Raw genomic sequence first — 13,343 nt, 5'->3', positions numbered from 1 at the left:
TGAGCGCGCCTGGGGGTCGCCCGATGCCATCCGCACGCCGTCGCCGCCGTCGCCTGCCCGACGAGGTGCGCGCAGCCGCCGTCCGGGCGGTGCTCTGCCTGTCCTTCACCCTGGTCGGCCTGGTCGTCGCGGCGCTGGGCTCGTACGCGGACAGCTGGCTGATGACGCCGGCGCTGATGGCGATGGGGCTCGGGGTGTTCGGCACCATGTGGTGCCTGCTGGAGATCCTCATCTCGCGCCAGGTCGCCGCCCAGCGGATGCGCGGGCCGAACTCCGCCTCGCCGATGGCCGGCAGCCGGGCGCCCGCCGGGGTCCGGCCGGTGCCGCGCCCGGCGGGCCCCCCGACCGGGACGGCGCCCCAGCCGTGGGTGCCCACCGCGCAGGGCGCCCGGGTGGGTGGTCAGGCCGGCACGACGGCCCGGTAGTGGGTGGTGAGCCGGCCGTCGTCGTCCAGGACGTGGAAGGCGAGCATCGGCGGCTGCTCGAAGCTGATCCCGGGGCCGCCCTCGCAGGGCAGCGTGACGGTCGACACCACACCCGGCGCGACCAGCACCGGCAGACCGGCGAACACGGTGGCCGCGCCGGTGTGGGAGTGGCCGCAGAGCAGGGCGGCCACCCGGGGGTGGCGGGCCAGCACCTCGGCGAGCCGCTCCTCCCCGAACTGGCGGATCGGGTCGACGGTCGGCAGGTGGAGGACGACCGGCGGGTGGTGGAAGGCCACCAGCGCCGGCCGGTCCGGACGGCCCCCGGCCAGCTCGGCGTCCAGCCAGGCCAGCGTCCCGTCGTCGAGCAGGCCGTCGTCGCGGCCGGGGATCGACGAGTCGAGCAGCAGCAGGTCGGCGCCGGGCAGTCCGTGCCGCCGGTTGACCGGGCCGTCCGCGGGCGCCTCCCCGAGCAGTCCCTCCCGGTAGGGCGCGCGCCGGTCGTGGTTGCCGGGACAGGTGAGCACCGGGTGGCGGGAGACCAGCACCTCGGCGGCCTGCTCGTACTCCGCCGGCAGGCCGTGGTCCGCGAGGTCGCCGGTGACCAGGACGGCGTCCAGCGGGCCCAGCAGGGCGTTGAGGTACGCCATCACCCGCTCGGCCCGCCGGTACGCGCGGGCGCCGCCGTCCCGGCGCCACTCCTGGCCGAGGTGGATGTCACTGAAGTGAGCGATCGTCAGCATGCCCCCACGGTAGGCGGGCCGGTGGCGCAGGGGTAGCGGGGGTCAGGCCTGGCCCGGGGTAGCGGGGGTCAGGCCTGGCCCGGGGCCTCCACCGGGCGCTTGAACATCCGGGTCGCGGTGATCTCACCGTGGATGGCCGGGCCGTCCGGGTCCTGCGGGGCGGGCAGGCCGGGGCGCAGGTGCTCCTCCACCGAGATGTACTTGAGGCCGGCCCGCAGGTCGGCGTCGTTGCGCAGCCGGATGACCAGCGGGAACTCGGCCAGCGCGGTGGTGTCGAACAGGCCGGTGGTGTAGATCAGCTGGACGCCGAGCGCGTCGGCGACCGCCCGCTGGAGCTCCAGCAGGTAGGTGGCGTTGGCGCGGCCGATCGGATTGTCCAGGAAGAGCGTGCCGGCGTGCCGCAGCTGGGACTGGCCCCGGTCGTTGGCCCGCAGCGCGGCCATCGTGCAGTACAGCGCGATGGCCGCGGTGAGCAGCTGGCCGCCGGAGAAGACGTCCGACATCTGGCCGACGCCGACCCGCTCGGCCCGCAGCACCGCGTCCGGCTTGAGGATCTCCACGCTGACGCCGCGCGGCCCGATCGCGGCGGCGACCCCGCGCAGCAGCAGGGACATCCCGTCGCGGCGCAGGTCGCTGTTCTTCCGGACGGCGGCGCGGGTGGCCTCGTCGATCACCTCGCCCAGCCGCTCCACCAGGGTGGCGTGGTCCGGGTCCTCGAAGCGGATCCGCAGGAACTCCTGGCCGGACCACTCCCCCAGGCCCTCGGGCAGCCGGGAGAGCCGCTGGGCGGCCCGCAGCGTGGTGAGCGAGGACTCGACCAGGCCGCGCAGCCGGTCGACGATCGAGCCGCGGTTGCGCTCCAGCTGGGCGAGCTCGTCGGTCAGCACCCGCAGCCGGGGCGCGAAGGCGGTGGCCCAGGCGGCGGCGTGGTCGGGCAGGGCGGCGGCGGGCAGTTCGCGGATCTGCTGGCGGGCCGGGGTGCGGACGGCCTCGTAGCGCGCCGCGTTGGCGTGCCGGACGAGGGCGTCGGAGGCGTCCCGGACGGCGAGTTCGGCGGCGGAGAGTTCGCCGGCGGCGGTGCGCAGGGCGCGCCGGGCCTCGGCGGCGGCCGTCCGGGCGTCGGCGAGCGGGCCCAGGTAGGGCTCGACCGGGCGGCCGTCCTCGTCCTGGTGCTCGCGCAGGCCGTCGCGCAGCTGCCCGGCGTGCTCGTCGAAGTCGGCGGCGGCGGCCTGGGCGGCGTCGAAGGTCCGCTGCAGGTCGGCGTGGGCGGTGCGGGCGGCGTCGACGCTCTCGCGGCGCTCGGCCAGCCGGGTGGTGGCGGTGCGCAGCAGGACCTGGGCGTGCTCGGGGTCGGCGGGGACGAGGTCCTCGGGCAGCTCGGTGTGCGCCTCGCCGTCGGCGGGCGCGGAGCGTTCGGCCTCGCCGCGCAGCCGGCCGAGCTGCTCGCTGGCGGCGGCGGCGCGGGCCTCGATGGTGGCGACCAGCTCCTCCGCGCGGGCGGCGGCGGCCTGGCGGGCCGGGCCGTCGGCGCCGTCGGGGCTGCCCAGCAGCTCCTCCGCCCGGGTGCGCACCTTGTTGGTGAGCCGGTCGAGTTCGGTCGCGGCGGCGGCCTCGTCCCCCTCGGCCCGGGCCTGTTCGGCGCGCAGGTCGGCGCCGACCCCGACCTTCTCGTACAGCTGGGACGCGGCGCGGTAGGCCTCGCGCAGGGCGGGCAGGGCGACGGGGGCGGCGGCGGCGGGCTCGTCGGCCTGCTCGGCCGCGGGGATCTCGGCGCGCTCGGCGCGCAGGGTGCGGGCGGTGCGGCGGGCGTCGTCGGCGGCCCGCTGGGCGGCGCGGCGGTCCTCGTCGCAGGTGCGGGCACGCTCGGCGCACTGGGCCTGGCGGCGGTCGCACTCGGTCGCGTCCTCGGCGAGTTCGCGCAGGCTCCGCGTCCAGCCGGCGCGCTCGCGCAGGCGGAAGGCGAGGCCGGAGAGGGCGTCGGCGCGGCGCCGGGCCTGCTGGGCGGCCTCGCGCTGCTCCTCGTGCGCGAACGCGGCGGCGGCGTGGTCGCCCTCGGCCTCGTCGTGGTCGGCCCGCAGGGTGGCCAGCGCGGCGGCGGCCTGCTCGGCGTGCTCGCGGGCGGCCTCGGCGGCGGCGGCCAGCTCGGCGAGGGTCCCGGGCGGGCAGCTGGCGTGCCAGGAGGCGAGGCGGGCGGCGAGGGCGCGGTCGCCGCCCAGCCGGGCGGCCAGCTCGCGGATGTGCTCCTCGCGGGCGGTGGCGCGTGAGCGCAGCTCGCGGCGCTCGCCGTCGGCGGCGGTCTCGTCGTGCATGGCCGGGTTCGGCGGGACGAGGAAGAAGGCGGGCTCGCCGGTGATGGGCGCGATCAGCGCGGCGGCGGCGCCGACCGCGACGGTGGAGCGCGGTAGCAGCGCGGCGGAGTGCAGCGTCTCGCGGGCCCGGTCCAGCGAGTGGGGGTCGGTGATCACCACGCCGTCGACCAGCTCCGGCCGGGCGGCGAGGATCGCCTCGTGGTCCGCCGGGTCGACCGACTGGGCCAGGTAGCGCCAGCCGGGCAGCGCGGGGATGCCGTGCTCGGCGAGGTACTCGACGGTGGCGAGCACGTCCGGGCCGGGCGGCAGCAGGCCGCCGTCGCCGAGCGCGGCGAGGATGCGGGAGTCGTCCGCGGCCGCGGTGCGCAGGTCGAACAGGGTGCGTTCGGCGGTGGCGATCGCGTCGTCGAGCAGTTCCCGGAGCGTCTCGGCGGAGCGGTCGAGGACCGCTGGGGTGAGGAAGCCGGAGGCCTCGTCCGCGTCCTCCTGGTACGGGGTGAGGGAGAGCAGGTCGGCGAGCCGGGGCTCGGTGGCGAGCAGGGCCGCGGTGCGCTGCTCGGTGGCGAGCGCCTGGGCGGCGGCCTTGCGGGCGTCGGTGGCGCGGGCTTCGGCGAGTTCGGCCCGGCCGGTGGCCGCGGCGGCCTCGCGCAGCCGGGCCGCGGCGGCCTCGGCTGCCGTGCGGGCCTGCGCGAGGGCGGCCGCGGCGGTCTTCTCCACGTCGGCGGCGTGCAGGGCGGCGCGGGCCGGGTCGGGCTCGGCGGTTCCGGGGTCGATCCAGCCGGCCTCGACCGCGGCGGCGGTCTCCCGCTCGACCTCGGCGAGGCGCTGGCGCAGGTGGTCGGACTCGCTGCGGGCCTTCTGGGCGGCGGTGGCGGCCTCGGTGGCGTCGGACTGGGCCTTGGCGCCGTCCGCCTGGAGCTCGCCGGCGCGCTGCTCCTCGGTGTCGGCGCGCTCCTCGGCGGCCGCGGCGGCGCTCTCCAGGGCGCGGGCCAGCGCGGTGGCGGCGCGGGCGCGGGCGGCGAGCGCCGGGGCGGCGTCGAGCTCGGCCTCGCGGATCGCGGCGGCGACCCTGGCCACCCGGTCGGCGGCGGCGCGCTGGCGCAGCACGGCCTCGGCGGCCTGCCAGGCGGAGTGCAGGGTGCGGGCGTCGATGAGCTCGCGGCGCAGCGCGGCGGCCTCGGTGGTGGCGGCGGCCAGGCCGAGGGTGGCGTGCCGGTGGGTCAGCTCGGCGGTGATGAGGGTGTGCCGGGTGCGGTCGGCCTCGGCGGCGGTGACGGCGCTCGCGGCGGCGGCGACCTCGATGGAGAGGTCCTGGGCGCGGTCGCGTTCGGCGGCGGCGCGCGAGGTCAGGGCGTGGGCGAGGCGGCGGGTGCGGCGCTCGGCGGTGCGGTGGGCCTCGCGGACGGTCTCCCGCGCGATGGTGGACTCGGCGATGCGCTCCAGCAGCTCCAGCGAGCCGGCGGTGAAGTCGCGTTCGGCGGTGAGCTCGGCGCGGCGGCCGAGCTTGGCGGCGAAGCCGTGGACGAGGTCGGCCAGGCCGTCGGTGTCCCGGGTGTCGGTGACGGCGCGCAGAAGCAGGTCGGTGAAGTCGCTGTCGTGCTTGACCGCGAACAGGCCCGCCGCCTCGCCCTCGTCGGCGTTCATCTCGCGCTGGTAGCGGAAGAGTTCGGGGTCGAGGCCGAGTTCGCCGAGGTGCTCCGTCCAGCGGTCGTGGCCGTCCTCGAAGACCAGGTCGAGGTGGGGGTGGGCCTTGCCGGCCTCGGTGAGGGCGTCGCGGAAGCCCTTCATGGTGCGGCGGCGGCCGCGGGCCTTCTGGTCGCCGGCCAGGCTGACCCGCTCGGCGACCGGCAGGGAGTCCAGCGTCAGGCCCGGCCCGGGGCGGAAGGAGTACCAGGTCTCGGCGAACTTGCGCGGGTCGGAGGAGACCTGCCGGCCCCGCCACTCGCTGACCTTGCCGACCACGATCGGCTCACCGGTGACGGTGTGCTGCCACTCCAGGGCGACGTGGCCGCAGTCGTCGGCCAGCAGGAACTTGCGCAGCACGCCGGAGCTGGCACCGCCGAGGGTGTTGCGGTGGCCGGGGAGCATCACCGAGAAGATCAGCTTGAGCAGGACGGACTTGCCGCCGCCGTTCTCCAGGAAGAGCACCCCGGCGGGGGCGGGCCGGCGGATCGGCCCGTCCGGCTCCTCGCCGAAGAGGCCGATCTGCTGGGGGGCCGGGTCGGAGACGGGCTCGCCGACACCGCGCAGGTCGAGCACCGTGTCGGCGTAGCGGGCGCCGGCCGGTCCGATCGAGTACAGGCGGACCCGGTTGAGCTCGTACATGTGCGGCGGTTCTCCAGTGCGGGTGGGTCAGGAGTGCGTGGTCAGGGGTGCCCGGCCCGGTGGCGCGGCGGGCCGGTCCGGGTGGGGGCCCGGGGTCAGAGCGCGTGGAACGGCAGGCCCGCGTCGGCGACCAGCTCGTCCCCGGTGTCCGGGGGCAGCAGGCTGGCGGTGCCGTCGGAGACCGGGACGATGCCGAGGTCGAGCAGTTCGGCCATGGCGGCGCTGCCGGCCAGGTCGCGGACCTGGAGCTGGTAGCGGGCGGTGGTGCGGTAGGTGCCGCCGGCGTCGTCCGAGGTCTTCTGCAGGAAGCCGGAGTCGACCAGGAACATCACGGCCTTGGCGACGATGCCGATGGTGGAGCCGGACAGCCGGCGGGCGTCCTTGGTGGCGCCGGTGGCGGTGCGCCGGGCCCAGACCCGCCAGGCGGCCTCCAGGCCGGGGGCGTCGCTCTGCGGGTCGGTGTTGGCACCGTCGGCCTCGGCCTGCTCCTCCAGCCGGCGGCAGGCCTGGCGGACGAAGGCGTCCACGCCGTTGACCGTGATCCGGCCGAGGTACCCGTCGTCGGCGAGGTCCTCGGGGCGGGGGAAGGCCATCGCGGCGACGGCGAGGTGGGCCAGGCCGTGCAGGAAGCGGTCGGTCGACTCGGAGGCGGCGCGGCGCGAGTAGTCGCCCATCCGGACCGCGAAGACGGAGTCCTCGGCGGCGGCCACGGCCATGCCGGCGCGCGGCGAGACCTCCAGGACGACCAGGCCCATGCCGGTGGCGACGGCGTCGGCGAGACGGGCGAAGGGCGGGTCCTCGCGGTGGCGGCGGACCAGCTCGGCGTACTCGGCGTCGCGGGCGGGGAGCAGCTTGGCCTGCAGGCCGAAGGAGACGAGGCGGGCCGCGTCGGCGACGTCGGCCGGGGTGATCGGGGCCGGGGCGGCGGGCTCGGCCTCGGGTGCCCAGGACGTGTCGTGGTGGGTCGTCACGGGCGGTGCTCCTCGGGGGTGTTGCCACTGGTGCGGGTGGTGGGGCGGTCGGTCGCGGCTGCCGCGGGGCGGCGCCGGGGGTGCGTCGGCTGTCCGGTCGTCAACTGGCGTCCTTGCGGTCCGCCGCCATGCCGGCCGCGTCCAGCAGGGCGCTGCCGACGATGAGGTCGGCGCCGCCGAACTCGCGGTCCCGCAGCGGAGTGCCGTCGTCGACCGCGAAGAGCAGCCGCTCCTCCCCCTGCCGGTAGGCGGTGCCGACCGGCGGGCTGGCCGCGTGCACCGCCAGCAGGGCGACCAGGTAGGGGAGTTCGGGATCCTGCCGACGGGCGTCGGCGAGCAGCCCGGAGAGCCGGCGGGGGGCGTCGGCGGGCAGGTCGAGCAGGACCAGCGCGGCCTCCAGCTGCGCCTCGGTGAACCGGCTGTCGTCGGGGGTGGCGACGAGGTCCGGATCGGGCAGCTCGGCGCCCAGGTGCTCGCGCTCGACCGGCGGGGTGAGCAGCAGGTCGACCAGGTCGGCGACCCGGACGGAGACCGGCGTGCGCAGACCGGTGCCGCGGGTGAAGAACGCGCCGGTCGGCCGGACGGCCTGCTCCACCGGCAGCCGCAGCACGGGGGCGAGCAGCTGCCCGTAGAGGTCGATGCCGCTGCGGGCGCCGGGCGCGGCGAAGGCCTGGCGGTCCTGCTCGGCGCGGAACAGCGGGCCGGCCTCCAGCAGGCGGGTCTGCAGCTGGGTGTGGCGGCGGATGCAGTCCTTGACGATGTCGACCAGCTCGGCGGCGCGGCGCTTGTGCTCGGGCTCCTCGGCCTCGTCGCGGGCCTTGCGGATGTTGGTGAGAATCGCGTTCTCGTGCCGGTAGCGGTCGGCGATGTGGTCGAGCGCCTCGTCGATGAGGTCGGGGACGGCCTGCATCCAGTCGACGGCGCGCACGTTGCGCCGGGTCGCGTCCAGGGCCCGGCGCAGCGTCTCGGCGTACTGGACGGTGCGGTAGCGGGCCTGCTCGGCGGCGAGCTGGGCGTCGGCCAGCCGGCCGCGCCGGATCAGCACCTCCAGCTTGACCTCGGCGGCGATCTGCGCGGAGGTGACGTCGGTGTCGAGGGCGCCGACCAGGACGTTGACCGCCTCGTCGGTGGTGCGCAGGTAGACGCCGCCGTCGGGGCCGGGCACCTCCTCGATCAGCTTGAAGTCGTAGTCGCGCCGGACGTACGCGCCGTCCTGGCCGAAGGTGCCGTAGACGGCGCGGAACCCGCGGTCGACGCTGCCGACGTTGATCAGCGACTCCAGCACCCAGCGGGCGACCCGCTCGTGCTCGGCGGTCGGGCGGGTGGCGGCCTGGGCGGCGACCCGGGGCAGCAGCCGGGCGAGCACTATCTCGCGGTCGGCCCCGGTGTCGAAGTCCATGTGCAGGGTGACCAGGTCGATCGCGGCGAGGCCGACCTCGGCCATCGCGTAGCCGCCGTACTCGCCGGCCAGCATCACCTTGCGGCTGTCCAGGTCGTGCAGCGGGGCCGTGCAGGCCAGCGCCTTGAGCCGGCGGGCCAGGCCCTCGTCGGCGGCGGGGCCGGGCGCGGGCCGCGCGGCGGCGGCGGGCCCGGCGGGCGGCCGGGGCCCGGACTCGGTGGGCGGGTCAGCGATGGCGGTCACGGTGGACAAGATTAGAGGTAGGCACCGACATCGACCGAAACGGACCTTACGGACGGCCCGGACAGGCGGTCGCACCGCGGGCGGTGGAACCGGCTTTCGGGAAAGTACCCGCACGATCCGGTCCCCACGGCCATCATGTCTCATATGATCATCCGACTGGTACGAGGCGGCCTGACCGTCGCCCTGGCCGTGGCCACGCTCACCGCCGGCACCGCGGCGGCCGGCGCCGCGACCCCGGCCGCGACCGCCGCCCGCACGGCGGCCACCGGCCCGAACGTCAGCGTGACCCAGGCCGGCAACTACCCGATCTTCCCGGTCGACAGCACCAACTTCTCGGTGACCTGGACGTCCTCCGGCACCGCCGACCTCACCGGGGTCACCCACCTCACCGTCGAACTGCCGGCCGGTCTGACCACCAGCGGCGCGGCGATCACCTCGCTCCCCGACTACTCCTTCACCGAGACGGTCTCACTCGACGGCCGCCGGCTGGACGCCTTCTTCACGGGCACCCGGGCTCCCGGGCGCAGCGAGTTCATGAAGGTCTACGTGGCCTCCCACGGCACCGGGCCGACCGGGACGATCAAGGTCACGGCGGCGAACCGGAACGACACCGACCCGTCCGACAACGTCTCCGACCACCTGCTCGGCAGTGGCCCGCAGACCCCGGCCGCCCCGCCCGTCCCGGCGGTGACGGGCATCGGCACGACCACCGGCCCCGGGACGGGCGGCACCGCCGTGACCCTGACGGGCACCGGCCTGGACAACGGCTTCGTCCTGTTCGGCGACGCCCTGGCGACCGGCGGCTGCACCGGCACCACCTGCACCGTGACCGCGCCCGGCGGCGCCGGCAGCGCGCCGGTGACGGTGGTGACCCCCGGCGGCTCCGCGGCCGCGCCGCACGCCTTCGACTACACCGGCGCGGCTCCCCCGGCGCCCCCCGCGCCGGTGGTGACCGGTCTGACCACGAGCACCGGGCCGGCCGCCGGGGGCACCGGGATCTACGTCCGGGGCAGCGGACTGGCCGCCGGCACGGTGCGCTTCGGCGGGGTGCCGGCCACCCGCCACTCGTGCGGGCCGACGCTCTGCTCGGCGACCGCCCCGGCCGGCACCGGCGTGGTGGACGTGACGGTGACCACCGCCGGCGGGACCAGTGCGCCGGTGGCGGCGGGCCGGTACACGTACACGGCCTGACGGGGCCGTACGGCGGGGCCCGGTGCCGGGAGCGGCGCCGGGCCCTTCCGCGTGCCGGGGGCTCCGCGGCGGCGGGGCGGCCCGGGCGGCTCCCCGGGGTGAGCCCGGGCGCGGGGGCAGGCCAGGGCTAGTTGAACACGTTCAATTCGACCGTCTAGAGTCACTTCCGTGCAGGTGGGACAGCCCGTCCCAGCTCCTCTTCGGCATGGGGGTCGACCGGTATGAACGGCACGTCCGAAAGCTTGACCCGAACCCCGTCCGCGGCGGAACAGGCCGTACTCCGGCGGGTGCGGCGGTGGCTCTGGGCCTTCGTGGTCTGCCTGGTGCTGAGCGGTCTGACGGCCTTCCCGCTGGAGACCGAGACCCGCTGGCTGGCCGACCTCGCGACCGGCCCGGCGGCCCCGGTCACCGACCACCTGCCCGGCGTCCTGGAGTGGATCGAGCGGATCCGCGACGGCGTCGCCGACACCGGTGCCCGCTACCCCTTCCTGGCCTACGGCACCGACTGGCTGGCCTTCGCGCACCTGGTCATCGCGGCCGCGTTCTGGGGGCCGATCAAGGACCCGGTCCGCAACATCTGGGTCGTCCGGTGGGCCGTCCTCGCCTGCGCGGGCGTCATCCCGCTGGCACTGGTCTGCGGACCGCTCCGGGGCATCCCGCTGTACTGGCGATTCATCGACATGTCGTTCGGCATCGTCGGCGTGCTGCCGCTGCTGGTCGTGCTGCGCGCGCTCCGGCCGGTGGACCGGGCCGCCGGCGCCGCCGCCGTCGCCGGCTGAGCCGTCCGGGGGACGCCCGGGCGGCGCTCCCACCCGTGCACCCGGCGGCGACCCGGGCAGCGGCGACGGCCGTCACGCGCAGGCCCTACGATCTGGCTCAACAGCTGCTGGGAGGCGGACGGGCGTGGCCGATGCGGTGATCGATCTCAATGCGGACCTCGGCGAGGGGTTCGGACGCTGGACGCTGACCGACGACGAGGCCCTGCTCTCCGTGGTGACCAGCGCCAACGTCGCCTGCGGCTTCCACGCGGGAGATCCGTCCACCATGCGGCGGGTCTGCGCGCTGGCCGCCGAGCGCGGCGTACGGATCGGCGCCCAGGTCTCCTACCGGGACCTGGCGGGCTTCGGCCGCCGGGCGATGGACGTCCCCCCGGAGGAGCTGGCCGACGAGATCGCCTACCAGATCGGCGCCCTCCAGGTGTTCGCCCGCGCGGCGGGCTCCCGGGTCTCCTACGTCAAACCGCACGGCGCCCTCTACAACCGGGTGGTGACCGACGCCGAACAGGCCGAGGCGGTGGTCGCGGGCGTGCTGCGGGCCGGGGCGGTCTGCGACGGCCCGCTCCCGGTGCTCGGCCTGCCCGGCTCACGGCTGCTGGCGGTCGCCGAGGGCGTCGGGCTCCCGGTGGTCGCCGAGGCGTTCGCCGACCGCGCCTACACCTGGGCGGGCACCCTGGTGCCGCGCAGCGAACCGGACGCCGTCATCCACGACCCCGAGACGGTCATCACGCGCGCGGTCGCGATGGCCCGGGACGGCGTGGTCGAGGCCGTCGGGGGCGAGCCGATCGGCGTCGAGGCGCGCTCGCTGTGCGTGCACGGTGACACTCCCGGGGCCGCCCAGCTGGCCTGGCGGATCCGCGGCGCGCTCGCCTCGGCGGGCGTGCGGGTGGAGCCCTTCGCGTGACGACCGGCGGCGGGACGGCGGGCCGGGCGGGCGGCGCACCCGCCGGCGGGCCCCCGGGCGCCCCGGCGGGCGACGCACCCCTGGTCCGGGCGGTCGGCGAGCGGGCGCTGCTGGTCGAGGTCGCCGGGACGGCCGAGGTCGGCGCGCTGTACGGCTGGCTGCGCGAACGGCAGGCGGCGGGTGAGCTGACCCCGGTGGAGGAGATCGTCCCGGCCGCGCGGACCGTCCTGCTCGACGGCGTGGCCGACGTCCGGGCGCTCACCGCCCTGCTGCGCACCGCCCGCCCCGCGGCGGCCGGCGCCGCCCCCGGCCCCCTGCTGGAGGTGCCCACCGTCTACGACGGCGCCGACCTGGCCGAGGTCGCGGCGCTCTGGGAGGTCTCCCCCGAGGCCGCCGTCCGGATCCACACCGCGCCCGAGTACGTGGTCGCCTTCTGCGGCTTCGCCCCCGGCTTCGGCTACCTCACCGGCCTGCCCCGGCAGTACGGGACGCCGCGCCGGGCCTCCCCCCGCAGCTCCGTCCCGGCCGGCTCGGTCGCCCTGGCCGGCCCCTACACCGGTGTCTATCCGCGCTCCTCCCCCGGCGGCTGGCAGCTCCTCGGCCGCACCGGCCTGCCGCTCTGGGACACCTCCCGGGAGCCGGCCGCCCTGCTGGCCCCGGGCGTGCGGGTCCGCTTCACCGCGGTGCGCGGCGGTGCCGGGTGACGGCGCCCGGCGGGCCCTCGGTCGACCGGTCGCTGGCGGTCGTCCGGCCCGGCCCGCTGACCACCGTGCAGGACCTCGGGCGGCGCGGCGTCGCCCACCTCGGCGTGCCCCGGGCCGGCGCGCTCGACGAGCCCGCGCTGCGCGCCGCCAACCGCCTGGTCGGCAACGGGCCCGGCGCGGCCGCGCTGGAGACCACCCTCGGCGGGGTCGCCCTGCGCGCGCACGGGCCGGCCGTCGTCGCCGTCACCGGCGCGCCCGCCGCCGTCCTGGTGGACGGGCGGCCCGCCGCCTGGGGCGCGCCCGTCCACGTCCCCGACGGCGCCCTGGTGGAGGTCGGCGCCGCCACCCACGGCGTACGGGGCTACCTCGCGGTGGCGGGCGGGATCGCGGTGCCCCCGGTGCTCGGCAGCCGCTCGGCCGACCTGCTCTCGGGGCTGGGCCCCGCTCCGCTGGCCGTCGGCGACGTGCTGCCGGTCGGGCCTCCCCCGCCCCACCGGCCCGCGCCCGACCTGGTGCCCCTGCCCGCTCCCCCGGCCGAGCTGGTGCTGCGGCTGCGGCCGGGGCCGCGTGCCGACTGGTTCGCACCGGACGCGGTCGCCCGGCTGGCCCGCGACCGGTACCGGGTGGCGGCGGCGAGCAACCGGATCGCGCTGCGCACCGACGGCCCGCCGGTCGGCCGGGCCGTCAGCGGTGAACTGCCCAGCGAGGGCATGGTGCTGGGCGCCGTCCAGATCCCGCCGGACGGACGGCCGGTGGTCTTCCTGGCCGACCACCCCACCACCGGCGGCTACCCCGTCGTGGGCGTCGTGCCGCCCGCGGACCTCGCCGCGGCCGCCCAGGCCCGCCCGGGGACGCCCCTGCGGTTCGTCCTGCTGCGGGGGTGAGCGCGGGGCCGTCGACGGGGCCCGGCGCCCACCTTCGGGCGTCTCACTCGAAGCAGGTCGGGCAGGACTTGGTGGCGATCCGGTCGCGGTTGCCCGCGGTGGCCCGCAGGGGCTGCGCACGGGTGACGTGGTGGCCGGACACCGGCTCGGTCACCCAGCCGTACCGGGGCGCGGCGAGGACGCTCTCCGTGAGATGGAAGCACCCCGGCAGATGGGCGTAGCCGGTGGGCGAGACGATGGCCGTCGCCCCGGTCGGCCAGCCCGCCCAGGTGGCACCCAGCACCGCCATCGCGCGGTCGAGCCGCGGCACCGACCCGTCGGCCGGGCAATCGCACCACGACATCTCGCACCGCTCGCACCAGTCGGCACCCACACCCGTCTCCTCCCCTGGGACGGGTGGATCCTACTGACCCCGGGCAGCGCCCTTCACCTCGGGGCCGGCTGGTCAACGAGGCGTCGGAGACAGCGCTTT

General features: G+C 77.2%; 11 protein-coding genes. 6 read left to right on the top strand and 5 right to left on the bottom strand.

Annotation, left to right across the window (positions count from 1 at the left end; all coding sequences use genetic code 11):
• Positions 1–23 precede the first annotated feature (23 nt).
• Positions 24–425: a hypothetical protein gene (locus ABT263_RS29955; protein WP_329490855.1), complete on the top strand. Its 402-nt coding sequence runs from the start codon at positions 24–26 to the stop codon at positions 423–425.
• Here ABT263_RS29955 and ABT263_RS29950 read toward each other — a convergent pair.
• From ABT263_RS29950 to ABT263_RS29935, 4 genes are all read right to left on the bottom strand, one after another.
• Positions 401–1,165, bottom strand: a complete 765-nt coding sequence (locus ABT263_RS29950; RefSeq protein ID WP_352295075.1) for a metallophosphoesterase — start codon at positions 1,163–1,165, stop codon at positions 401–403. The genes ABT263_RS29955 and ABT263_RS29950 overlap by 25 nt on opposite strands.
• Positions 1,166–1,233: 68 nt before the next feature.
• Positions 1,234–5,799, bottom strand: a complete 4,566-nt coding sequence (locus tag ABT263_RS29945; RefSeq protein ID WP_352295073.1) for a hypothetical protein — start codon at positions 5,797–5,799, stop codon at positions 1,234–1,236.
• Between the two features lie 95 nt (positions 5,800–5,894).
• Positions 5,895–6,770 carry a hypothetical protein gene (locus tag ABT263_RS29940; protein WP_329490851.1) on the bottom strand — a complete coding sequence of 292 codons (876 nt, stop codon included), beginning with the start codon at positions 6,768–6,770 and terminating at the stop codon, positions 5,895–5,897.
• Between the two features lie 100 nt (positions 6,771–6,870).
• Positions 6,871–8,412, bottom strand: coding sequence for a hypothetical protein (locus ABT263_RS29935; RefSeq protein WP_396491343.1), 1,542 nt, complete (start codon positions 8,410–8,412; stop codon positions 6,871–6,873).
• Positions 8,413–8,556: 144 nt separating this feature from the next.
• On the opposite strand from ABT263_RS29935, the gene ABT263_RS29930 reads away from it, so the two are divergent.
• The 5 genes from ABT263_RS29930 (at position 8,557) to ABT263_RS29910 (ending at position 12,871) form a co-directional block, all read left to right on the top strand.
• The gene (locus ABT263_RS29930) at positions 8,557–9,603 is read left to right on the top strand and encodes an IPT/TIG domain-containing protein (RefSeq protein WP_352295071.1); all 1,047 of its coding nucleotides are present in this window, start codon (positions 8,557–8,559) and stop codon (positions 9,601–9,603) included.
• A 242-nt stretch (positions 9,604–9,845) separates the two neighbouring features.
• Complete coding sequence (locus tag ABT263_RS29925; RefSeq protein WP_352295069.1) at positions 9,846–10,382, top strand: hypothetical protein; 537 nt, start codon at positions 9,846–9,848, stop codon at positions 10,380–10,382.
• 124 nt (positions 10,383–10,506) lie between these two features.
• Positions 10,507–11,283, top strand: a complete 777-nt coding sequence (locus tag ABT263_RS29920; protein ID WP_352295067.1) for a LamB/YcsF family protein — start codon at positions 10,507–10,509, stop codon at positions 11,281–11,283.
• 80 nt (positions 11,284–11,363) lie between these two features.
• Positions 11,364–11,987 (top strand): 5-oxoprolinase subunit PxpB, encoded by a 624-nt coding sequence (gene pxpB, locus ABT263_RS29915; protein ID WP_352295091.1) that lies wholly within the window; start codon positions 11,364–11,366, stop codon positions 11,985–11,987.
• A complete protein-coding gene (locus tag ABT263_RS29910; RefSeq protein WP_352295065.1) occupies positions 11,984–12,871 on the top strand; it encodes a 5-oxoprolinase subunit C family protein in 888 nt (295 codons plus the stop codon). The genes pxpB and ABT263_RS29910 overlap by 4 nt, the downstream gene beginning before the upstream one ends.
• Before the next feature lie 43 nt (positions 12,872–12,914).
• Here ABT263_RS29910 and ABT263_RS29905 read toward each other — a convergent pair whose 3' ends face one another.
• The gene (locus tag ABT263_RS29905) at positions 12,915–13,244 is read right to left on the bottom strand and encodes a hypothetical protein (protein WP_329490846.1); all 330 of its coding nucleotides are present in this window, start codon (positions 13,242–13,244) and stop codon (positions 12,915–12,917) included.
• Positions 13,245–13,343: the final 99 nt, after the last annotated feature.

Source organism: Kitasatospora sp. NPDC001603 (genome assembly GCF_040298365.1).
GTDB lineage: Bacteria > Actinomycetota > Actinomycetes > Streptomycetales > Streptomycetaceae > Kitasatospora.
The sequence above is the reverse complement of the archived record's forward strand: the minus strand, read 5'-3'. Positions and strand labels throughout refer to the sequence as shown.